The 21,867-nt window shown below is 63.3% G+C and carries 24 protein-coding genes and 1 riboswitch; of the genes, 15 read left to right on the top strand and 9 right to left on the bottom strand.

Going from position 1 to position 21,867, the window contains the following annotated elements; genetic code table 11:
- Positions 1-20 precede the first annotated feature (20 nt).
- From F8A10_RS11545 to alr, 3 genes are read right to left on the bottom strand one after another with little or no spacing between them, the layout of a single operon-like run.
- Positions 21-758: an ABC transporter ATP-binding protein gene (locus F8A10_RS11545; protein ID WP_152367395.1), complete on the bottom strand. Its 738-nt coding sequence runs from the start codon at positions 756-758 to the stop codon at positions 21-23.
- Positions 758-1,516, bottom strand: a complete 759-nt coding sequence (locus F8A10_RS11550; RefSeq protein ID WP_010396139.1) for an MlaE family ABC transporter permease — start codon at positions 1,514-1,516, stop codon at positions 758-760. The genes F8A10_RS11545 and F8A10_RS11550 overlap by 1 nt, the downstream gene beginning before the upstream one ends.
- Positions 1,513-2,532 (bottom strand): alanine racemase, encoded by a 1,020-nt coding sequence (gene alr / locus F8A10_RS11555; RefSeq protein WP_152367396.1) that lies wholly within the window; start codon positions 2,530-2,532, stop codon positions 1,513-1,515. Before alr ends, F8A10_RS11550 begins: the two co-directional genes overlap by 4 nt.
- Before the next feature lie 157 nt (positions 2,533-2,689).
- On the opposite strand from alr, the gene F8A10_RS11560 reads away from it, so the two are divergent.
- From F8A10_RS11560 to F8A10_RS11585, 7 genes are all read left to right on the top strand, one after another.
- Positions 2,690-4,222 (top strand): acyl-CoA carboxylase subunit beta, encoded by a 1,533-nt coding sequence (locus F8A10_RS11560; RefSeq protein WP_085502424.1) that lies wholly within the window; start codon positions 2,690-2,692, stop codon positions 4,220-4,222.
- 24 nt (positions 4,223-4,246) lie between these two features.
- Positions 4,247-4,900, top strand: a complete 654-nt coding sequence (locus F8A10_RS11565; protein ID WP_152367397.1) for a DUF6497 family protein — start codon at positions 4,247-4,249, stop codon at positions 4,898-4,900.
- Positions 4,901-5,084: 184 nt separating this feature from the next.
- Positions 5,085-5,216 (top strand): hypothetical protein, encoded by a 132-nt coding sequence (locus F8A10_RS21705; protein ID WP_010396153.1) that lies wholly within the window; start codon positions 5,085-5,087, stop codon positions 5,214-5,216.
- Positions 5,217-5,309: 93 nt separating this feature from the next.
- The gene (locus F8A10_RS11570) at positions 5,310-5,744 is read left to right on the top strand and encodes a hypothetical protein (RefSeq protein WP_152367398.1); all 435 of its coding nucleotides are present in this window, start codon (positions 5,310-5,312) and stop codon (positions 5,742-5,744) included.
- 142 nt (positions 5,745-5,886) lie between these two features.
- Entirely contained in the window at positions 5,887-6,132 is a 246-nt protein-coding gene (locus F8A10_RS11575; protein WP_010396156.1) for a hypothetical protein, read from the top strand.
- A gap of 66 nt (positions 6,133-6,198) precedes the next feature.
- The gene (locus F8A10_RS11580) at positions 6,199-6,423 is read left to right on the top strand and encodes a hypothetical protein (protein ID WP_029372019.1); all 225 of its coding nucleotides are present in this window, start codon (positions 6,199-6,201) and stop codon (positions 6,421-6,423) included.
- Between the two features lie 99 nt (positions 6,424-6,522).
- Entirely contained in the window at positions 6,523-8,580 is a 2,058-nt protein-coding gene (locus F8A10_RS11585; protein WP_010396162.1) for an acetyl-CoA carboxylase biotin carboxylase subunit, read from the top strand.
- A gap of 127 nt (positions 8,581-8,707) precedes the next feature.
- Here F8A10_RS11585 and F8A10_RS11590 read toward each other — a convergent pair whose 3' ends face one another.
- A complete protein-coding gene (locus tag F8A10_RS11590) occupies positions 8,708-9,235 on the bottom strand; it encodes a DUF4174 domain-containing protein (protein ID WP_152367399.1) in 528 nt (175 codons plus the stop codon).
- Positions 9,236-9,292: 57 nt separating this feature from the next.
- Here F8A10_RS11590 and scpA point away from each other — a divergent pair, with 57 nt between their 5' ends.
- From scpA to F8A10_RS11615, 5 genes are all read left to right on the top strand, one after another.
- Entirely contained in the window at positions 9,293-11,437 is a 2,145-nt protein-coding gene (gene scpA, locus F8A10_RS11595) for a methylmalonyl-CoA mutase (protein ID WP_152367400.1), read from the top strand.
- A gap of 68 nt (positions 11,438-11,505) precedes the next feature.
- Positions 11,506-11,994: a GNAT family N-acetyltransferase gene (locus tag F8A10_RS11600; protein ID WP_152367401.1), complete on the top strand. Its 489-nt coding sequence runs from the start codon at positions 11,506-11,508 to the stop codon at positions 11,992-11,994.
- 61 nt (positions 11,995-12,055) lie between these two features.
- Entirely contained in the window at positions 12,056-12,880 is an 825-nt protein-coding gene (locus tag F8A10_RS11605) for a glycosyl transferase (protein ID WP_085502427.1), read from the top strand.
- Complete coding sequence (locus F8A10_RS11610; RefSeq protein ID WP_010396172.1) at positions 12,868-13,401, top strand: hypothetical protein; 534 nt, start codon at positions 12,868-12,870, stop codon at positions 13,399-13,401. Before F8A10_RS11605 ends, F8A10_RS11610 begins: the two co-directional genes overlap by 13 nt.
- 65 nt (positions 13,402-13,466) lie before the next feature.
- Complete coding sequence (locus F8A10_RS11615) at positions 13,467-14,783, top strand: homoserine dehydrogenase (RefSeq protein ID WP_010396174.1); 1,317 nt, start codon at positions 13,467-13,469, stop codon at positions 14,781-14,783.
- A 49-nt stretch (positions 14,784-14,832) separates the two neighbouring features.
- Here the strand turns inward: F8A10_RS11615 and F8A10_RS11620 are convergent, their stop codons facing one another.
- Together F8A10_RS11620 and F8A10_RS11625 are read right to left on the bottom strand one after the other, a co-directional pair.
- A complete protein-coding gene (locus F8A10_RS11620; RefSeq protein ID WP_010396176.1) occupies positions 14,833-15,477 on the bottom strand; it encodes a GntR family transcriptional regulator in 645 nt (214 codons plus the stop codon).
- Positions 15,478-15,529: 52 nt separating this feature from the next.
- The gene (locus F8A10_RS11625; RefSeq protein ID WP_010396178.1) at positions 15,530-16,213 is read right to left on the bottom strand and encodes a M48 family metallopeptidase; all 684 of its coding nucleotides are present in this window, start codon (positions 16,211-16,213) and stop codon (positions 15,530-15,532) included.
- Between the two features lie 148 nt (positions 16,214-16,361).
- On the opposite strand from F8A10_RS11625, the gene F8A10_RS11630 reads away from it, so the two are divergent.
- Positions 16,362-16,685 (top strand): FYDLN acid domain-containing protein, encoded by a 324-nt coding sequence (locus tag F8A10_RS11630; RefSeq protein WP_010396181.1) that lies wholly within the window; start codon positions 16,362-16,364, stop codon positions 16,683-16,685.
- An 87-nt stretch (positions 16,686-16,772) separates the two neighbouring features.
- On the top strand, positions 16,773-17,246 hold the full coding sequence (locus tag F8A10_RS11635; RefSeq protein WP_193668258.1) for an NUDIX hydrolase: 474 nt from the start codon (positions 16,773-16,775) through the stop codon (positions 17,244-17,246).
- Between the two features lie 3 nt (positions 17,247-17,249).
- Here the strand turns inward: F8A10_RS11635 and F8A10_RS11640 are convergent, their stop codons facing one another.
- Entirely contained in the window at positions 17,250-17,891 is a 642-nt protein-coding gene (locus F8A10_RS11640; RefSeq protein ID WP_010396187.1) for a TenA family protein, read from the bottom strand.
- 77 nt (positions 17,892-17,968) lie between these two features.
- Positions 17,969-18,091: riboswitch (TPP riboswitch) on the bottom strand.
- A gap of 192 nt (positions 18,092-18,283) precedes the next feature.
- On the opposite strand from F8A10_RS11640, the gene F8A10_RS11645 reads away from it, so the two are divergent.
- Positions 18,284-19,465 carry an AI-2E family transporter gene (locus F8A10_RS11645; RefSeq protein ID WP_010396189.1) on the top strand — a complete coding sequence of 394 codons (1,182 nt, stop codon included), beginning with the start codon at positions 18,284-18,286 and terminating at the stop codon, positions 19,463-19,465.
- 71 nt (positions 19,466-19,536) lie between these two features.
- On the opposite strand, the gene hflC is transcribed toward F8A10_RS11645, so the two are convergent.
- Together hflC and hflK are read right to left on the bottom strand one after the other, a co-directional pair.
- Positions 19,537-20,634: a protease modulator HflC gene (gene hflC, locus F8A10_RS11650; RefSeq protein WP_010396190.1), complete on the bottom strand. Its 1,098-nt coding sequence runs from the start codon at positions 20,632-20,634 to the stop codon at positions 19,537-19,539.
- Complete coding sequence (gene hflK / locus F8A10_RS11655; protein WP_152367402.1) at positions 20,634-21,839, bottom strand: FtsH protease activity modulator HflK; 1,206 nt, start codon at positions 21,837-21,839, stop codon at positions 20,634-20,636. The genes hflC and hflK overlap by 1 nt, the downstream gene beginning before the upstream one ends.
- Positions 21,840-21,867: the final 28 nt, after the last annotated feature.

A 21,867-nucleotide genomic window follows, 5' to 3' on the forward strand; every position in this document is an offset into this window, starting at 1 on the left:
CTTCGGCAGAAAATTTGGCATTACGACGCCGGTACGCGCGCCATGGGTCGGGCGCGGCCTGCGATAAAGTCGCGCAGATAGTCGTCCCCGGCCCGGTCAATTTCACTGACCGGTCCTTGCCAGCGCAAGCGCCCACGGTCAAGCAACGCGACTCTGTCGGCGATAGCGCGGACCGAGGACATGTCATGGGTGATGGTGATCGCCGTGGCGCCGGTTTCATCGACGATGCTGCGGATCAGCGCATTGATCGCCGCGGCCCGGATCGGGTCGAGCCCGGTCGTCGGCTCATCAAAAAAGATCACCCTGGGATCGGCGGCGATGGCGCGGGCCAGCCCCGCACGCTTGCGCATGCCGCCCGACAACTCGGCCGGGTAAAGATCGGCAACCTCGGGGCCCAGTCCGACCCGGGCGAGCTTTTCGATAGCGATGGCGCGCGCGCGCGCCTTCGGCATGTGGCGCAGCAGGCGAAAGGCGACGTTGCGCCAGACCGGCAGGCTGTCAAACAGCGCGGCGTTCTGAAACAGCATGCCAAAATCGTCCATGAAGTCTGCGCGGTGCTGCGCAAGCGGCCGACCCCGCCACAGGATTTCACCCGCGTCTGGTACCTCAAGCCCAAGGATACAGCGCAAAAGCACCGACTTTCCGGTGCCAGAGCCGCCGATCACGACCAGGCTCTCACCCTCGGCCAGATCCAGATCGACGCTGTCGAGCACCTGCTTTTGCCCAAAGGCTTTGCTTAAGCCTCGCACCGCCAGCATCAGAAGAACAGCCCTGTCAGCGCGAAATTGGCGGCAAGGATGCCGACTGAGGCTGCGACCACGGCATTGGTCGTCGCCCGCCCGACACCCGAGGCGCCACCGCTGGCAGTCATGCCGAACCAGCAGCCTGAAAGCGCGACAATCAAGCCAAAGGCCGCGCCTTTAAGCAGCCCCGAGACCACGTCCCAGCCCTCCAGATAGGCCCATGAGTTGGCCAGATAGATCGCCGAGTTAAAGCCAAGCGCATTCACCCCGATCAGCCAGCCGCCCATGATGCCGATGATATCGCCTACCCCGACCAGCAGCGGCAGGCACAGGATCGCCGCCCATAACCGGGGCGAGACGAGCCAGCCGACCGGATCGGTCGATAGTGTGACCAGTGCGTCTATCTGTTCGGTCACACGCATGGTGCCAAGTTCGGCTGCAATGGCGCTGGCGACGCGGGCCGCGACCATCAGTCCGCCGAGGACCGGCCCCAGTTCGCGCGCCATACCGATGGCGACGATGGCAGGGACGACGTCGCCGGCTTGAAAACGCTCACCCCCCGAATGGATCTGCAGTGCTAAGGCAGCGCCAGTGAACAATGCCGTCAGCCCGACGACCGGCAGCGACAGCCAGCCGATCTGCATGATCTGCCGCACCAGTTCCGAGGGATGTTGCCCGACCCGCGCCAGCCCACGGGCGGCAAAGATCGCAACCCTGCCCGTCATCCGGGTCAGGCTGATCGCCGCCCTGCCGGTCAGCCGGATCGGGTTCAAAGCCAGGTCCGCTCGTAGCGCCGGCCGAGAGAGGTCAGTATCTCATAGCCGATGGTGCCGGACAGTGCGGCCAGATCATCGACGCCTTGCCGCGCGTTCAGGATTTCCAGCGCCGGCGGAACTTCGGCCAGCCCGGTCACATCGACGGTGATGAGGTCCATCGAGATGCGACCGATCACAGGCACTGCGCGATCCGCGGCCCAAAGCTGCAACCTGCCTTCACGTGCCAGCGCCCGCGCCAGCCCGTCGGCATAGCCCGCCGCCACCGTCGCCACCCGTGAGGGGCGGGTTGCGGTCCAGCTATAGCCATAACCTACGGATTCCCCGGGCTGCACCTCGCGCGTCTGGATCACCGGCAGTGCCAGTGTAACCACCGGTCGCGCCTCGCCAAAGGGCTCGCCCCCGTAAAGGCCGATACCCGGGCGCACGAGGTCGAAATGATAATCCGGCCCAAGCAATATGCCCCCCGTCGCCGAAAGCGAACGCGGCACGCCCGTCCCGTCAGTCATGGCACGAAAGGCGGCGAGCTGCTGCGTATTCGCCGGGTGATCGGGCTCATCGGCACAGGCCAGATGCGACATGATCAGCGCAGGGCTGGCGGCCAGCGCCTCGGCGCGGATCGCGGCCCATTCGCCGGGCTCAAAGCCCAGCCGGTTCATGCCGCTGTCAAGCTGGATGCCAAACGCCCCTTTCGGGCGCAACGCCCGGTCGCGAAAGAACTGTTCGGGACTGTTCAGCAACGGGATCAACCCGTTCAGATCCGCCCCCTCCATATGGCCCGAGAGGACAAAGATTCGTGCATCCTCGGGCAAAAGAGGGCGCAGCACCCGCCCTTCGGAGGCAAGGGCGACAAAGAAATCCCGCGCTCCGGCTGCATAAAGAGCCGGCGCCACGCGTTCGGCGCCCAACCCGTAAGCATCGGCCTTGACGACCGCAGCTGCCCGCGCGCCCTCAGCTTTGGCCGCAAGCGTCTTCCAGTTGGCCACAATGGCCGAAAGATCAATGACGAGTCCCATGAAAGCGGCATGGCTTTTCGCCCTGTCGAGGTCAAGGGCTTTAACAAATTTGCTATTTGCAGCGGCATTTGCTTACATATTTTGCAAATTTTCGCCTTTCCGCTTCCCGCAATGGCGCCAAGCCGGTAGGTTGCCCCAAACCCAAGGGAGACGGCTCATGAAGGACATCCTCGGCGAACTGGAATCGCGCCGCCGCGATGCGCGGCTGGGCGGTGGGCAGCGGCGCATCGACGCCCAGCACGCCCGTGGCAAGCTGACCGCGCGCGAACGGCTTGAGCTTTTGCTGGACGAGGGCTCGTTTGAGGAGTTCGACATGTTCGTCCGCCATCGTTCGACCGATTTCGGCATGGAGGCGGACCGCCCCTATGGTGACGGGGTTGTCACGGGCTGGGGTACGATCAACGGCCGTATGGTCTATGTCTTTTCGCAGGACTTCACCGTCTTTGGCGGCTCGCTGTCGGAAACCCATGCCCAGAAGATCTGCAAGATCATGGATATGGCGATGCAGAACGGCGCCCCTGTCATCGGGCTGAACGACTCGGGCGGTGCGCGTATTCAGGAGGGCGTCGCCTCGCTTGCGGGTTATGCCGAGGTGTTTCAGCGCAATATCATGGCCTCGGGCGTGGTGCCGCAGATCTCGGTCATCATGGGCCCCTGTGCTGGCGGCGCGGTCTATTCGCCTGCGATGACCGACTTTATCTTCATGGTAAAGGACACCAGCTATATGTTCGTGACCGGCCCCGATGTGGTCAAAACGGTGACGAATGAGGTGGTGACGGCAGAGCAGCTGGGCGGAGCCTCGACCCATACCAGGAAAAGCTCGGTCGCCGACGGTGCGTTTGAAAACGATGTCGAGGCCATGTCCGAGATCCGGAGGCTGTTCGATTTCCTGCCGCTCAACAACCGCGAAAAGGCGCCGACGCGCCCCTTCTTTGACGATCCGCACCGCGTCGAGGCCAGCCTTGATACGCTGGTCCCCGATAACCCCAACCAGCCCTATGACATGAAAGAGCTGATCCTGAAGATTGCGGATGAGGGCGATTTCTACGAGGTCCAAAAGGACTATGCCGCCAACATCATCATTGGCTTTATCCGCATCGAGGGGCAGACGGTGGGCGTCGTTGCCAACCAGCCGATGGTGCTGGCGGGTTGCCTTGACATTGATTCCAGTCGCAAGGCCGCGCGCTTTGTGCGCTTCTGCGACGCTTTCGAAATCCCGATCCTGACCTTTGTCGATGTGCCGGGCTTTTTGCCGGGTACGGGACAGGAATATGGCGGCGTCATCAAGCACGGGGCCAAGCTGCTGTTTGCCTATGGCGAGGCGACAGTACCCAAGGTTACGGTCATTACCCGCAAGGCATATGGCGGGGCCTATGACGTTATGGCCTCGAAACATCTGCGCGGCGATTTCAACTATGCATGGCCCACGGCCGAGATCGCAGTGATGGGCGCCAAGGGCGCGGTCGAGATCCTTTACCGCAGCGAGCTTGGCGATTCCGAAAAGATCGCGCAGCGGACCAGGGATTACGAAGACCGCTTTGCAAACCCGTTTGTCGCCGCCGAAAAGGGCTTCATCGACGAGGTGATCCAGCCCCATTCGACCCGCCGCCGCGTCGCCCGCGCCTTTGCCTCACTGCGGGGCAAAAAGCTGGCGAACCCGTGGAAAAAACACGACAACATTCCGCTCTGACTGCGCAGGCCCAGGGGAGGAACCATGGCAAGACTAGCGGTGATCGGCTTGCTGCTGACGCCTCCGGCCGTTCTGGCCGGGGCGGCGCATGCTGCCGTCGCCGAAGCCGGTGCGAAAGAACCCTCGATCACCCTGCCCTCGGGTGCGATGGTGCGTTGGGTCGAGACGCGACAAGACAATGCCGGGGGATTCGGCCTGACCTACCGCTTTCGCTTTGTCATGCCTGATCTGGCCGCCCGGGTGCCCGCGACCAGCGGCCCTGCCTCGGATTTCGAAGAAGAGCCGCGCGGCCCGATCGACATCGACACCGAAAGCGGCACGGTCAGTGAGAATGGTTCGGACGACGGGCTGATTGACCCGGCGACGCTTGAGGACATGGCCGAGGCCGATGCCCCCGACATGGCCGAAGAGCAGGAGGCAGACGCCATGCTTGACGAGCCGGTGCCCGCTGCCCCCGACGTTCTGGCCCAGGACCCTGTTCATGACGATATCGTATGGCTGTGCGAAAACTGGGTCCTGCCACGCATCGCCAGCCCTGCGCCACGCCCGGGTCAGATCGTCATCAGCCTTGCCGACCGCGAAATCCCCTTTGGCACTTTCGATCCCGAGGCGGTGCAGATCTTTGAGGCGTTTCGCCTGCCCCCCGACCGGGACACCTGCGAATGGGAGCCGTGGTGATGTGTTTTCCGTTCCTTGCTGATGCAAGCCTGCCACAGGCCATGCGACCCGCGCCTAAGGGCAAGCACCGCTGCTGTCAGGCGTCAACGTGGCTGGCTATCATAGCGACACGGTCGCATTGGGCGGCCGAATCTCAACCGAGCAGTCGGGACCCCAGCGTCCCGTATTACAGGAGCACGACAACATGTCGAAGAAGCTTGCACTGGCCCTGGTCCTCGTTGGCCTCGCCGCGGCCTGCGCCAAGAAAGAGCCCGAAGTCACCACGCCGGTCATCCAGCCCGAGCCGGTGTTCCAGGGCAAATACGGCGCCAACTAATCCATTGGCCGCGCGCGGGCTGCAAGGCGGCCCGCGCCATCCGCGCCCCGACCTGCCCCCGCGCGTTTATGCAAACCTCGCAGGGGGCAAGACATGCTGAAGCATCGCGGCTTTCCGGGCCGCCTACCGGGCTCTGACTTTCAATTCACTATCCGCCGCGCCAACAAGAAAGGCGCAACGCCGCTGGTCCGGCGCGAACGCTATCGCGACCGCAAACCGGCCGACCGCCGTGCAGATACTGCTTTCCTCGCCGCATTGATCGAACATTTCGGCGAAGAGCCGTTCGAACGCGGTAACCTTGATGCCGGACGCCTGTCCTGGCTCATCGGCCGCGAAGTTGTTGCCGTCGGAAAACTGGACCCGACTGACTACGGACAGCTTTTGCGCGTCGATCTGAAGCGCGCCGAGGCCGCTTTCCCCGAACTTTTCGCCAAGGATGCCCCCGGATTCGACTGGGAGGATGACGGCGATTGGGATGAGGACTGGGAGGAAGAAGGCGATCCGGACGACGAGGACGACCGCCGATGACAGGCCGGAGGATGGGCGGATTGTTGCGTAGCGCCCCATTTTCACAGCGTTGTCAGTTTTTTCCCGGCGGGGCGCATGTAATATTGTGCGCACCTCTATCATCAACGGCCCGTATACGGGTCCATAATACAGGCAAAAAGCTATGCAAACTTCCGTCCTCCTCCGTCTTTCCGGCGCGGTTCTTCTGGTCGCCGGTCTCGCTGCCTGCGACCAGGGTTACGGCACCGCCACCGGCCTGTCGCCTGACGCGCAGCGCGCTGCCGGCGGTGCTCTGGCCGGTGCGGCGGTCGCCAAGATCGTCGACGGTGACGTGGCGACCGGCGCGCTTATCGGGGCTGCGGGCGGGGCGCTGTGCGACGACGCCGGCGTTTGCCAGCGCAACTACTGAACTTAACCGGGCCGGGGGTGCGGGGTACCAGCCCTGCGCCGCCGCCCTCATCCCGGAGCAAACGAGATGTCTAAGAAACTCGTATTGGTGCTGGGGCTGGGCCTCACCGGTCTTGCCGGCTGCACCCAGGGCATCAATCCGACCGACATGGATCGCGGCCTCATCGGCGCCGGCGTTGGCGCGACCGCAGCTTATGTCGGCGGCCATAACGTCGCCAAGGGCGCTGCCATCGGCGCTGCCGCCGGTGCGCTGTGCGACGACGTCCGGCTGTGTGAGCCTTCGCGCCGCTAACCAGCCGCGCATCCACAATTTGTTGCCTTTTTCAAGCCGTCCCGGCGTTTTGCCGGGGCGGTTTTCTCATGTCCGGGATCTGCCCCAAGGGAAGGAAGCATGTTCAAGAAAATCCTGATCGCCAACCGGGGCGAGATCGCCTGCCGGGTCATCAAGACCGCCAAAAAGATGGGCATCCAGACCGTCGCCGTCTATTCCGACGCAGACCGTAATGCGCTGCATGTCAAAATGGCGGATGAGGCGGTCCACATCGGCCCCTCCCCGGCCAACCAGTCCTATATCGTCATTGACAGGATCATGGAGGCGATCCGCCAGACCGGGGCCGAGGCTGTGCATCCCGGCTACGGTTTTCTGTCCGAGAACATGAAATTCGCCGAGGCGCTGGAAAAGGAAGGCGTTGCCTTTATCGGCCCGCCCTCGCCCGCGATCGAGGCGATGGGGGACAAGATCACCTCGAAGAAGCTTGCGCAAGAGGCCGGCGTCAGCACGGTTCCGGGCTATATGGGCCTGATCGCCGATGCTGACGAGGCGGTGAAGATCTCGAAAGAAATTGGCTTTCCGGTGATGATCAAGGCCAGCGCCGGTGGCGGCGGCAAGGGCATGCGGATCGCCTGGAACGAGCAAGAGGCGCGCGAAGGCTTTGAAAGCTCGCGTAACGAAGCTGCGGCAAGCTTTGGCGACGACCGCATCTTTATCGAGAAATTCGTTACCCAGCCCCGGCATATCGAGATTCAGGTTCTGGCCGATCAGCATGGCAATTGCGTCTATGTGCATGAACGTGAATGCTCGATCCAGCGCCGCAATCAGAAGGTGATCGAGGAGGCGCCCTCGCCCTTTCTTGACGAGGCCACGCGCAAGGCCATGGGCGAACAGGCTGTGGCGCTGGCCAAAGCCGTTGGCTATGCATCGGCGGGCACGGTCGAATTTATCGTCGATGGCCAAAAGAACTTCTACTTCCTTGAGATGAACACCCGGCTGCAGGTCGAACACCCGGTGACAGAACTGATCACCGGCATTGATCTGGTCGAACAGATGATCCGCGTCGCGGCGGGCGAGCCGCTGCCCTTCCGGCAAGAAGATCTCAAGATCAACGGCTGGGCCATCGAAAGCCGCCTTTATGCCGAGGACCCCTATCGCAACTTTCTGCCCTCGATCGGGCGGCTGACGCGCTATCGCCCCCCGCGCGAGACGGCGGCAGGCCCGATGCATGAGGCAGGGAAATGGGTGCCCGCCCATCCGGGCGACCAGCCGCCTGCCGCCGCTGCCGGGGTGCGTAACGATACCGGCGTCTATGAGGGCGGCGAGATCAGCATGTACTATGATCCGATGATCGCCAAGCTTTGCACCTGGGCGCCGACCCGGGCAGAGGCGATCGAGCAGATGCGGCTGGCTCTGGATGAATTCGAGGTCGAGGGCATCGGCCACAACCTGCCCTTCCTTTCGGCGGTGATGGATCACCCGAAATTCGTCTCGGGCGATATCTCGACCGCCTTTATCGCACAGGAATATCCCGAGGGCTTTCTTGGCGCGACCCTGCCCGATACCGAAATCATCCGCGTCGCCGCATCGGCTGCCGCCATGCATCGCGTGGCTGAAATCAGGCGCGCGCGCATCTCGGGGCGGCTCGATAATCACGAACGCCATGTCGGTGAACATTGGGTTGTCTTTGTCGCGGGCAAAGAAATCCCGGTGCGCATTACCGCCGACCGCCAGGGCTCGACGGTCGAAATCGACGGCAGCAAGCTTCGCGTCGAAAGCGACTGGCTGCCTGGTCAGTCGCTGGCGCGACTGTCGGTCGACGGTACGCCCTTGGTAATGAAGGTGGACCGCCTGCCCTCGGGCTTCCGCTTGCGGGTGCGCGGCGCGGACCTCAAGACCTATGTGCGTCGTCCGCGCGCTGCGGAGCTGGCGCGGCTGATGCCCGAGAAACTGCCGCCCGATACCTCGAAATTCCTGCTTTGCCCGATGCCGGGTCTGGTCGTGCGCATCAATGTCGAGGCCGGGGACGAGGTGCAGGAAGGTCAGGCGCTGGCGACCGTCGAGGCAATGAAGATGGAAAACATCCTGCGCGCCGAGAAAAAGGCGGTGGTGAAATCCGTCAACGCCAAGCCGGGCGAAAGCCTTAAGGTCGATGACGTGATCATCGAGTTCGAGTGACGCAGCACCGCCGGGCGCATCCGTTGCGCCCGGCTAAAGGAGCGTAAGAAATGCCGGTTGCAGCGCAAGCCCTCAGTCCGACCCATAGCTACCATCTGCCCGACGGTGGCACGGCTGATGTGGTGGTTTACGGCAGCCCTGCCCGGCCGATCTCTTGCAGGCGCAGGGGGAATTTGTCGATGGCACGGGTGATTTCGCGTACCGACCAAGGAACGGGCTTGCGCTGTTTGACCTGCCCGTCCTTGTCCATCAGCACCAGCGAAAACCCCTCGGGCCGCAATTGTCGCCGCCACGGGCTTGCCGCCGAAGGATCTGCATCGGTGATCACCACCACATCTCGGGCGATCAGCGGTGCAGGGTCACGGCGCAGGGCGGCGAGCTGTTCGACAAAGGCGGGATCGGCTGGCGTGTCGGCAAAGATCACCACTGCGCGCGCCTGCCACAGAAACTCCGAAGGTTCGGCCTCACTCGCGGAAAGAACCCTCAGCTCGGCGGTGTTTGACGCGGCCGGTGTGCCGTCATTGCCGTCGCTGCGCGCCGCTGGTACCTCGCCGCGAACATACGGCCGATGCCCGTCAGCCTCGCCATCGGGCCGGGACCCCATCGCCGCAACCAGCGGCACCATCGCCAGAAAAATCAACCGTTTCAGTTTCATCACGCCCTCTTCTCTTCCTTCATATAAGAGCCCGGGCGCCGTGGGAAAGGATGCAAAATGAGCGAAAGCACGAAAGCTTCACTGGAAGAATGGCGCAGGCTGGCCAGCAAAGAGCTGAAAGGCGCCGATCCCGACGGCCTGACCTGGCACACGCTTGAGGGGATTGCGGTCAAACCGCTGTACACTGACGAGGATCTGAAGGGTGTCGATCATCTGGGCACCCTGCCGGGGATCGAGCCCTTTTTGCGTGGCCCGCGCGCAACGATGTATGCGGGCCGCCCCTGGACGATCCGGCAATATGCGGGGTTTTCGACTGCCGAGGAATCGAACGCCTTTTACCGCAAGGCGCTGGCGGCCGGTCAGCAAGGGGTCTCGGTCGCTTTCGACCTTGCCACCCATCGCGGCTATGACAGCGATCACCCCCGGGTCGAAGGAGATGTGGGCAAGGCGGGCGTTGCCATCGACAGCGTCGAGGATATGAAGATCCTGTTCGACGGCATCCCGCTGGACAAGGTCTCGGTCTCGATGACCATGAACGGTGCGGTGATCCCGGTTCTGGCGAATTTCATCGTCACGGGTGAGGAACAGGGCCATTCCCGCGCCGCCCTTTCGGGGACGATCCAGAACGACATCCTTAAAGAGTTCATGGTCCGCAACACCTATATCTATCCGCCCGAACCTTCGATGCGGATCATTGCGGATATCATCGAATATACCTCGAACGAGATGCCGCGTTTCAACTCGATCTCGATCTCGGGCTATCACATGCAGGAGGCGGGCGCGAACCTTGTGCAGGAGCTGGCCTATACGCTGGCCGACGGACGCGAATACGTCCGCGCCGCCCTTAAACGGGGCATGGATGTGGACCAGTTCGCCGGGCGGCTGTCGTTCTTTTTCGCCATCGGCATGAACTTCTTCATGGAGGCGGCCAAGCTGCGCGCCGCGCGCCTGCTCTGGCACCGCATCATGAAAGAGTTCGATCCCAAGAAACCCTCCAGCCTGATGTTGCGCACCCATTGCCAGACCTCGGGCGTCAGCCTGCAAGAGCAGGACCCCTATAACAACGTCGTACGCACCGCCTATGAGGCGCTGGCGGCGGCGCTTGGCGGCACGCAATCGCTGCACACCAACGCGCTGGACGAGGCCATCGCGCTGCCGACCGAATTCAGCGCCCGCATCGCCCGTAACACCCAGCTGATCCTGCAAGAGGAAACCGGCATCACCCATGTCGTCGACCCCCTTGCAGGCAGCTATTATGTTGAAAGTCTGACCGCTGAGCTTGCAGAAAAGGCTTGGGCGCTGATCGAAGAGGTCGAGGCCATGGGCGGCATGACCAAAGCCGTCGCCTCGGGGATGCCCAAGCTGCGGATCGAGGAGACAGCCGCCCGCCGTCAGGCAATGATCGACCGGGGCGAAGAAGTGATCGTCGGCGTGAATAAATACCGGCTGACGAAAGAGGACCCGATCGACATTCTCGACATCGACAACATCAAGGTGCGCGAGGCACAGATCGCCCGCCTGAACCGCATCCGTACGACGCGGGACGAAACGGCCTGTCAGGCGGCTTTGGACGAGTTGACGCGGCGGGCGGAACAGGGCGGCAACCTGCTTGAGGCAGCGGTCGAGGCCGCACGCGCCCGGGCCAGCGTGGGAGAGATCAGCATGGCGATGGAAAAGGTGTTTGGCCGCCACCGGGCCGAGGTCAAGACATTGGCCGGCGTCTATGGCGCCGCCTATGAAGGCGACGACGAGTTCGCGCAGATCCAGCGCGACGTCGAGAAATTCGCCGAGGAAGAGGGCCGCCGCCCGCGCATGCTGGTGGTCAAGATGGGTCAGGATGGCCATGATCGCGGCGCCAAGGTGATCGCCACTGCTTTTGCCGATATCGGTTTTGACGTCGATGTGGGGCCGCTTTTCCAGACGCCCGAAGAGGCTGCTCAGGACGCCATCGACAATGACGTGCATGTGGTCGGCATCTCCAGTCAGGCAGCCGGGCACAAGACGCTGGCCCCGAAGCTGATCGCGGCGCTGAAGGATCAGGGGGCCGGAGATATTATCGTGATCTGCGGCGGGGTGATCCCGCAACAGGATTACGACTATCTGAAAAAGGCGGGCGTCAAGGCAATCTTTGGCCCCGGCACCAATATCCCGGCTGCCGCGCGCGATATCCTGACACTGATCCGCGAGGCGCGGGCGGCATAACAGCAGACGGCGGCGGGGTGTGCCTGCGCCCCGCCGCCCGGCTGGCAGAGGATGGAAAGGATCAGGTCATGGCGCTGCGCCCCGCGACGAATGAGGATATCCCGGCCCTTCTTGCCTTTTGGAACCCGTTGATCCGCGAAACGACGATCACCTTTTCCAGCGAGGAAAAGACGCCCGGCGGGCTGGCACGGATGATTTCGGGCCGACGCGCGGCGGGGCGCGAATTCCTTGTCGCCGATGAGGGGGGTGAGGTTCTGGGCCTGGCGACCTATGACCAGTTCCGGGGTGGTAACGGCTATGCCCATTGCATGGAACACAGTATCATTCTGGCCCCGGCTGCGCGTGGCCGCGGCCTGGCCCGGGCGTTGATGGCTGCGGTCGAGGATCACGCCCGCAATGGCGGTGCTCATAGCATGATCGCCGCCGTCTCGGGCGAAAATGAGGTCGGGTTGGGCTTTCATCGCGCCATCGGTTACCGGCAGGTCGGGGTTCTGCCGCAGGTCGGGCGCAAATTCGGCCGCTGGCTGGATCTGGTCCTGTTGCAGAAGATCCTATGACCCTGCCTTGCCTGTCGGCGGGGCCTGTGGAACACTCGCGGCCCGAAGACTCGGGGGCAGGATGAACGACGGGCGCAACGGCACGGTCAAGCAGATTATCTGCATCAAATGGGGTACGAAATTCGGCCCGGAATTTGTCAACCGCCTTTACGGTATGGTTGCACGCAATATCACCCCGCCCTTTCGGCTGTATTGCTTTACCGATGATGGCAGCGGCCTGCATCCTGATATCGCTGTGCGTCCCCTGCCCGAGTTCGAATATCAGGCTCCGGTCAACACAAAAGGCAAATGGCCCAAGTCGCGGCTATGGGGCGATCTGGGCGATGTGACAGGTGTGGTGCTGTTTCTGGATCTGGATGTCATCATCACCGGCAATCTTGATGATTTCTTTGCCTATGGCGACCCGGATGACACGGTTTTGGGGCTCAATCCGAATACTCCGCTGGAGAAAATGGGTCAGACCTCGGTTTATCGGATGCGGGTTGGAAAGCTGAAACCTTTGCAGGACATCTTTCGTGCCGACCCGCAGGCGGCGGCCGACAAGTTCAAATATGAGCAGCGCTTTGTGACCCGCAACGCTCCGGGCGGGGTGAAATTCTGGCCCAGGGGGTGGCTTGCGCATTTCCGCATGCATTGCGTGCCGAATTTCCCGCTGAACTATCTGCGCGAGGCGCGCATCCCGGACGGAACCCGCATCGTGATCTTTCCTGGCGACCTGAATCCGCCTGACGCGATCCTTGGCCGCTGGAGCGACAAGGACAGCCATCGCGCACCTCTGGACCACTTGCGTGCCACCTTTGACGGGCGTCGGCGTGAAAGCCTGTCGCGCCACCTGCGCCATTACCTTCTTCCTGTTTCATGGGTCAGTAAATTATGGCGCGAATAGGAGCCCCGCCCGAGACGCATTACACGCTGCCCTCGGATTTTTCTGCGGCACTTGGTCAATGTGTGGCAAGTTTTGGCTGGTTGGAAGAGATCATCAAGCGCACCATCTATGCGCTTGATCGCGCCCGTCTGGCAGACGATCTGACCGAAGAAGAGCTGCAGACCTGGCTTAGCCGGATGAGCAATCTTGCCGATGATTCCATGGGCACGTTGATCGAGCAGCTTGATGCCGCGATGCGCCGCCATCCCGGGCTGCGTGACCGTAACCGGATCACCGACCATCTGGGCGAGATCCGGCTGCATCGCAACCTGCTCTGTCATGCCTCGTGGCGACCGACCGAGGAAAGGGGGCGCTGGCATCCCGCCTTTGTCAACACAAAGGGCGATGTGCAACGCGACCCCCTTAGCGTCGATGATCTGAACCGCATCCGCGAAAACACGGTCGAGATCGGTGCCCGCGTGCTGCGCGTCATGCGGGCAACGGGTGTCCAGGGCTATTGGGCCGGCGACGACGAAGCCTAGCCAAGCGCGTTGCAAGCCCGTGTTTCATCCGCTAACACCTCTTGGTCCATAGATAAGAGTTTCGCATGTCCGCCCAGAATTTGGGGCAAAACGCCTCTCCGCTTCGTCTCGGCATCGCAGGTCTCGGGACGGTCGGCACCGGCACCGTCAAGATCATCCAGAAACATGCCGAGCTGCTTGGGCTTCGCGCTGGCCGACCCATCACCATTACTGCTGTCAGCGCCCGCGACCGGATGAAAAACCGCGACGTCGATCTGTCCTCTTACGCGTGGGAAGATGATGCCCGCGCGTTGGCGCTGCGCGAGGATGTCGATATCTTCGTCGAACTGATCGGGGGCGAAGAAGGCATTGCCCGCGAAGCGGTGCTGGCGGCGCTGAAGTCCGGCAAGGACGTGGTCACCGCAAACAAGGCGCTGCTTGCGATCCACGGCCAGGAGCTGGCCGGGCTGGCCGAGACGAATGGCCGCGTCCTGCGGTTCGAGGCAGCGGTGGCAGGCGGCATCCCCGTCATCAAGGCGATGACTGAATCGATGGCAGGCAATGAGATCCGCCGCGTCATGGGGGTCATGAACGGCACCTGCAACTACATCCTGACCCGGATGGAAAGCGCCGGCCTGCCCTATGAGACCGTCTTTGAAGAGGCACGCCAGCTTGGCTACCTAGAGGCCGACCCGACGCTTGACGTGGGCGGGATCGACGCCAGCCACAAGCTTGCGATCCTTGCCGCCATTGCCTTTGGCACCCGCCCAAGTTTTGACGCAGTCGAGATCGAGGGGATTGAGCGCGTCAGCATCGACGATATCCGCCGTGCCGCCGATATGGGCTATCGCATTAAACTGCTGGGTGTGGCGCAGATGACCGGGCGCGGGCTTGAACAGCGCATGTCGCCTTGTCTGGTCCCTGCTGACAGCCCGCTGGGGCAATTGCAGGGCGGTACCAACATGGTGGTGATCGAAGGCGACTCGGTCGGTCAGATCGTACTGCGCGGCGCAGGTGCGGGCGAAGGTCCGACCGCCAGTGCTGTCATCTCGGATGTGGTCGAAATCGCGCGCGGCGTGCGTATTCCCAGCTTTGGCCAGCCCGCAGCCAGGCTGTCGGTTCCGCAACCGGCCCGGACGGCGGTGCCGGCGGCTTATTACATCCGCCTGCAACTGACCGACAAACCCGGAGCGCTGGCCAAGGTTGCCGCGGTCCTGGGCGATTCCGGTATCTCGATCGACCGGATGCGGCAATATGGCCACTCGGGTCATGAAGGCATCGCGCCGGTGCTGATCGTCACCCACAAGACCACGCCCGAGGCTATCGACCACGCAATCGAGGCCCTGCCCCGCACCGGCGTGATCGCAGGCGAGCCGGTCGAGTTGCGAATCGAAGAGGTCTGAGGGGGCCCGGCCTATGCGCCGGGCTTACCCCCCTTCGTCCGGCATGGCCTCAGGTCGTGCCCAGATGGCGTAGCCCGTGTGTCACATCGGCGCGCACGGCCAGCCGCAGACCCGGTTCATCGCCCGCGCGCAGTGAGGCGAGGATCATGCGGTGATGGCGCGGCGGCTCATTGCGTTTGACCCGGCCATATAGCGCCCGCATCGTCGGTCCCAGTTGCAGCCAGACCGTCTCGACGATGGCAAGCATCGCCGGGGCCTGCGCACGCAGGTAAAGCAGGCGATGAAATTCAAGATTGGTGCGGATATAGCCGATGGCGTCATGGCTTTCTGCGGCCTCGCCAATAGCGGCGTTGATGACTGCCATACGCTCGATCAGCGCCTGATGGGCGCGCGGCAGCGCGCGTGAGGCCAGTTCTGGCTCGATCAGGCCGCGCAGCGCCGCCAGCTCTTCGATCCGCTCGACCGACAGTTCCGGCGTGGCGATACGTCCCGATGACGATAGCGACAGTGCCCCTTCGGCTACCAGCCGCCGCACCGCCTCGCGCGCGGGTGTCATCGAGACGCGATGCTCGGCGGCGATGCCGCGCAGGGTCAGCGCCTGACCGGGCGGCAGTTCGCCCAGCATGATGCGCTGACGCAGGTTACGATACAGCCGCTCATGGGCCGAGGTTTCCGAGGAACGCGAAGGACTCATGCCCGCATGTGATCACAAACGGGGCCGCCGTCAAGGCAAAGGAGCGACCCTTTCAGCCACGAAAACGCCATGCCTGCAACTCATGGCCATGGGCGCGCAGCCAGGCGCGTTGCCGGGCGTAATCAGGCCGCAGGCGGGCGGTCGCGGCCCAGAAGGCTGGCGAGTGGTCCATATGCGCCAGATGCGCGACCTCATGCGCTGCGACATAGTCCAGTACTTCGGGTGGGGCCATGGCAAGGCGCCATGAAAACATCAGCCTGCCGTCATGGGTGCAGCTGCCCCAGCGCGAGCGGGTGTCACGCAGGACCAGCGCCTGAAAGCCGCGTCCCAATGCCGCAGCATGACGGTCGCAGGCGGGTGCCAGCCGCGCCTGTGCCAGATGTTTCAGAAATGCCTCAACCACCACTCCGGCCGGGCGGTGTTCGGGGACAAGGATTGCGTCCCCGGCCAGCTCGATCCGCCGCGTCGCTGCCGGGACGATGCGCCGCAACCGCCCCTCGACAGGCAATAGCGCGCCGGGTTCGGCCAGCTGCAGGGGCGGCATCCCTGCGCGCGTATTGCGCAGCCACTCGGCTCGCGATTCGGCAAAGGCACGGCCTGCAGCTAGGCTGGCGCGGCTGGGCAGGGTCAGGACCACCTCGCCCCCCGCCCGTGTAACGCGCAGCGTCATGCGTCGCGCCCGGGCCGAACGGCGCAACGTCACGGGAATGTCGCCTCCGACCAGAATCCTGTCCATGATTTATCGCATCTTGCCAAGCATTGCCTCTGGCCCCATGTTTCCCCTGCACCACCTCTGCCCTGCAAGGGGGAAAAGGCTTTGACAGCCTGTTCCGGCTGTGGCAGGGGACAGCGGATTTAGCTGAACGCGGCAGAAAGAGAACACCATGCCCAAAGAGGAATGGGGCACGAAACGCCTTTGCCCCCATTGCGCCACGCGCTTTTACGATCTGACTAACGATCCGATGACCTGCCCCGCCTGCGGGGCCGAGTTCACGGTGGAAAGCCTGAGCAACGGCCGCACACGCTCGCTGATCGCGGAAAAGACCGCCTCGCGCGATGACGATCAAACGGATCTGGTTGTTGACGACGATCTGGACGATGACGCCGATGCCGGCGATCTGGATGACGATCTGCTGGATGATGACGATGACGACGGCGACGTGTCGCTGGATGACATCGCCGATGTGCCGGACAATGACGACGAGTAAGCGTCGCTGACCATATTGGGGCCCCGGTCCCGGCCATGTGCCGGATCGGGGCCTTTTCTTTTGCCTGTTGTCCAAGGCCCAGACTGCATGAGGATCATCGACCGACAGGCCATGCGGGCCATTCTGCTGACACCCGGGGACCGGGTGTTGCTGATGCGTGTCGACTACGGCAGTGGCGATTGGTGGATCACTCCCGGCGGCGGCGTTGAGCCGGGTGAGACGCCCGAAGAAACCCTGCGTCGCGAACTGGCCGAAGAGTTGGGCTTTACCCTGCCCGCCCTTGGCCCTTTGGTCTGGAAACGGCAGGTCATGATGACCCTGCACCAGCACCGCTGGCGGCAGTCCGAGGACTACTTTCTGATCGAGACCCCGGAATTTGTGCCCCGGGTCCTTAACGCGCCCGAGGCCGCCACCTTTCGTGAGTTCCGCTGGTGGAGCCCGCCTGAATTGCGCCACACCACTGAGCGGGTAGCGCCTGCCGGGCTGCTGCGCATCATTCTCGACTACCGGGAATGCGGTCCGCCAAATGGTCCGCTGCATCTCGAAATTGTCGAGAATTAATCGCTAACCAGTGTAACTATCATCGAAAAACTCCAGCTCCAGCTGAACGGCCCGGCGGAAAAAGTCCCGTGCCTGATCCGCCCCCTGTGAGCCGACGCGATTAAGTTCCTTTTTCAGGAACGCGACAAAATCGCGGAAAAAGGGATTATCGTGCAGGGTAATCCACTCGGCATGGACAAAATTCGGGGGCAGCGGTTGGGGCGCACGGCTTGCCCAGTCAAGATATAGACCTTCGGCCACATTCAGCACTGCCAGCACCGCTGGATAGCTACGCGTCGCAGCAGCCTCGCGCATCAGGGCCTGAAAACCCGTGGTTGGCGCGCTGTCGGGGATCTGCGCACGAGCCTCGGCGCTGACCCCCAGCGCATCAAAGGCGCGCAGGAAATAATCATTTTCATCCCCTGAGACCATGCCGGCAAAGCGGCCAAAGCGCAGGCGCGATTCGAACCGGTCTGCCGAGGCGATTGCCGCCCCAAGAAGCGTCAGAAAAGCATCCAGAAAGCGGTGATCCTGCACCAGATAGCGCGCCATGACCGCATCGCTGATCTCGCCCGTGCAAAGCTCGCGCACAAAGCGGTGATTCACGGCGGCATCCCATTGGGCAACGGTTTCCTGGCGCAAGGTTTCAAAAAAGGTTTCGGTCATCGCATCCTCTTTGGCGGGGGCAAGACCGGATAGTCGGACGGCCTCGCAGTGGGGCCGGCAAAGGGCGGGCAGATGACGGGCTGGTCCCTTCCCATCCCTTCGCCGGCATGATCCGGATCAGGTTCAAAGGGTCGCCGCGCCGCGCAGTATATGCGCCAGCAGCCTCTCAGCCCCTTGCCGGGACACCCCCTGGTGCGCGACAGGTTAGCCAGGTCGGGAGGGGCTGTCACGCATCGTCCGGATCGCCCGCGCGCAGGCCAGCACACAGGATCGTGAGCCGGGATCAAGGACTTGCCCGCGTGGCGGGGTGGCATTCCGACTTGCAGCCCGGGGCCAGATGTTATCCTGTTGCGACATGGCGGGCTTACCCGCACGCAGGCAGGATCGGGACCATGACGACAGGCGAAATGCCGAAACCGACAAGCGCGACAGCACCGAACCCCACCGCCGCGTTGCGGCAAGGCCAGAAACAGGTCGGGCTGCGCCTGCACCGCCCCCCCCTGCTGACCAATATATCGGCTGCGCGTTGGCTGCTGCTCGCTATTGTGGCGGCTTCGGTCTATTTCTTTCACGGCTTTCTGGTGCCTGTGTTGGCCGCCTCGGTCATCGCGCTGGCAAGTTGGCCCCTGCGCGACCGCGCGGCATTTCAGCTCAATCTCGGCCGGACCGGAGCGGCGACGCTTCTGGTGCTGGTACTGGTCTGCTTTCTGCTGATTCCCATCGCCATGGCGCTGATCTATGCCTTTCGGGAGCTGCGCGACTGGATCAACTGGGCGATTATGATCAACAGTTCTGGCGCACCAACCCCGGCATGGATGGTTGAGCTGCCCCAGATCGGAGACTGGCTGGACGAGAACTGGCAGAACTATGTCGGCCGCCCAGGCGGCATCAGCGAGATCGTGCAGCTGGTCAGCGGCTCGAATATCGGGGCTATCTATCGCGGTGCGGTGACAGCCGGAACGCTGGCCTTTCATCTGGCCCTGACGCTGCTTTTCATGCTGATTACGCTGTTCGTGCTTTACCGCGACGGAGATCGGATTGTCGCCCAGATCGACCAGGTCGGCCGGCGCATCCTGCCCGACCGGTGGGAGCGGCTGTCGCGCGTTGTGCCTGCCACCATCAGCTCGACAGTGACCGGCATGACCCTGATTGCGATTGGCGAAGGTGTGGTGCTGGGGCTGGCCTATTGGCTGGCTGGTGTCCCCTCACCCGTGACATTTGGCGTCATCACCGGCTTTATGGCGCTGATCCCGGGTGGCGCACCGCTGTGCTTTACCCTTGTCTCGGCCTATCTTGCTGCCAGCGGCTCGCCCGTAGCGGGGGCGGCGCTGTTTTTATGGGGCACTTGCGAGCTTTTCGTAGTCGATAAGACCATCCGCCCGGTCTTGGTCGGAGGACCGGTCAAGCTGCCCTTCCTGCCGACGTTTTTCGGCCTGATCGGCGGGGTCAAGACCATGGGTATCGTGGGTTTGTTTGTCGGCCCGGTGCTGATGGCGCTGCTGGTATCAATCTGGCGGGAATGGCAGCGCGAACTGGCCGAAGAGGAACAGCGGCAGGCCGCCCGCATCGAGTGAAACGGAAAGCAGGCATGAGAAAAGGGCGGGACATCTTGTCCCGCCCTTTTGCTATTCAGATCCTTCCCGGATCATTCGGTGGGCGTGACCACCGGTTCTTCTTGCGGCGGGCTGGCCAGCGTTTCCGGCAAGGGCGTCAGCGTCACCCCCGCATTGGCCCCAAGGGGCTGGCCGTCGCGGTTCGTCTGGACCGGCGCAGGGGTTTCACCCGGCTGCAAAGCCCCCTGAACATCGCCCTCATCCGCCGCCTCGGTGGCAGCAGCAGCCGGGGGAGGCAGCGGCACCGGGCGGGCGTTCTCTGCACCATCCGAACGCAGATAGTCAAAGAACTCGCCCTCGGGTTTGATAACCAGCGAGCTGTTCTCGCCCTTCAGCGCACGCTCGTAAGAGGTCATCGAGCGGGTGAAGGCAAAGAATTCAGGGTCGCGGCCGAAAGCATCGGCATAAATCGCGTTACGACGGGCATCGGCCTCACCCCGGATCACCTCGGCCCGCTTGCGCGCCTCGGAGGTCAGCTCGACCACGGTACGGTCGGCAGCGGCGCGGACGCGCTGCGCGGCCTCACCACCACGGGCGATCTCATCAGCCGCTTCACGCTCACGCTCGGCCCGCATCCGGGCATAGGTCGCGGTCAGGTTCTGCTCGGGCAGATCGGTGCGGGTCAGACGCACGTCAATGACCCGGATGCCCAGATCTTTGGCATCTTCGCGCGCAAGGTCGCGGATGCGGTTCATCAGCGGGGTCCGGTCATCAGACAGAACAGTGGTTGAGGGGACCGAACCCAGCACCTGACGGATGGCATTGGTCACGATCGGTTCAAGCCGGCGCTGAGCGAACTCGATACCGCCTGCGCCTACCGCGCGGCGGAACTGCACGACATCGGTAATCTGCCAGCGTGCAAAGGCGTCGACGACCAGACGGCGGTCATCAAGAGGCGTCACCTCCATCGGCGGGGTCGGCAGGCCAAGGATGCGGGCGTCGTATTTCACCACATTGTCGAGGAAAGGCACCTTGATGCCCAGACCGGGCTCTTCGCGCACCTCGACCACCTCGCCAAAGCGCAGGACCAGCGCCTTTTCACGCACATCGACGATATAAAGCGCAGCGACGACCAGAACAGCCACCACGACCAGAAACGGCAGAGCCAAAAGCGAAATGGCGCGATTCATTACTGGTTCCCTCCGCCGGTATTGGTATTGGCAGAGCCGGGCGCCCTGCTGCGCAGCTGATCCAGCGGCAGATAGGGCACGACGCCCTGCCCGCCTTCGCCATCCAGAATGACCTTATTCACGCCGCCAAGGATTTTCTCCATGGTTTCCAAATACATCCGGCGGCGCGTAACTTCAGGCGCCTTCACATATTCTGCATAGACCGAGTTAAAGCGCGCGGCCTCACCCTCGGCTGTGTTCACTGCCTCGGCGCGATAGGCCTCGGCACGTTCAATCACGGCGGCAGCCTCACCCCGGGCGCTTGCAAGCACGCGGTTGGCATAGGCATCGGCCTCTTTCTCAAGCCGGTCGCGTTCCTGCTGGGCGGCCTGCACTTCGCGGAAACTGTCGATGACCTCGCGCGGCGGGTCGGCGCGGTCAAGGTTGACGCGCAACACGTTGATCCCCGCCTCATAGTCGTTCAGCGTGTTCTGCACCGCAAGTTTCAGGTCGTCGGCAATGGCACCCCGGTCGCGGTTCAGGATCGGCGCCAGTTCCGACCGTGCCACGATGTCGCGCATCGCCGATTCCGAGACGGCGCGGATCGTGTCTTCGGGGTCGGCGAGGTTGAAAAGGAATTTCTCGGGGTCCGAGATGTTCCAGACCACCTGATATGCCATATCCACGATGTTCTGGTCGCGTGTCAGCATCAGCCCCGAATCCATCGGACCTGCCCGGCCGGTGCCGATTTCGGTCGTCCGCTCACCCGAGACCTGCACGACCTCGGCGGTGACAAAGGGCCAGGGCGCAAAGTTCAGGCCCGGCTCACCCGTGCCGACCGGCTTGCCGAACAGCAGCTCGACTGCGCGTTCCTCGGGCTTGACGGTGTAAAAGCTGGTAAAGGCCCAGACCGCGACCACTGCAAGCGCCGCCAGGCCCCAGGCACCGCGGCTCATCTGGAACTGGGGGCCTTGCGGGCGGCGCGGTCCGCCGCCGCGATTGCCACCCGAGCCGCCTTTGCCGCCCATCAGCACGCGCAGCCGGTCCTGACCCTTGCGCACCAGCTCTTCGATTTCGGGAATCTGGTCGCCGCGTTGAGGGCCTTGCGGCCGGTTGTCCCTGCCGCCCCCTGCGCTGCCCCAGGGGCGCTGACCGCCCCCTTGCGGCGGCTCTTTGCCGCCCTTGCCGTCATCTCCGCCGCCGCCCCAGGGGCCTTGTGGTGCCATGCGTCTCGTGCCTCGTTCTATGTCTGTC

This window comes from Paracoccus kondratievae (assembly GCF_009301415.1).
Classification (GTDB): domain Bacteria; phylum Pseudomonadota; class Alphaproteobacteria; order Rhodobacterales; family Rhodobacteraceae; genus Paracoccus; species Paracoccus kondratievae.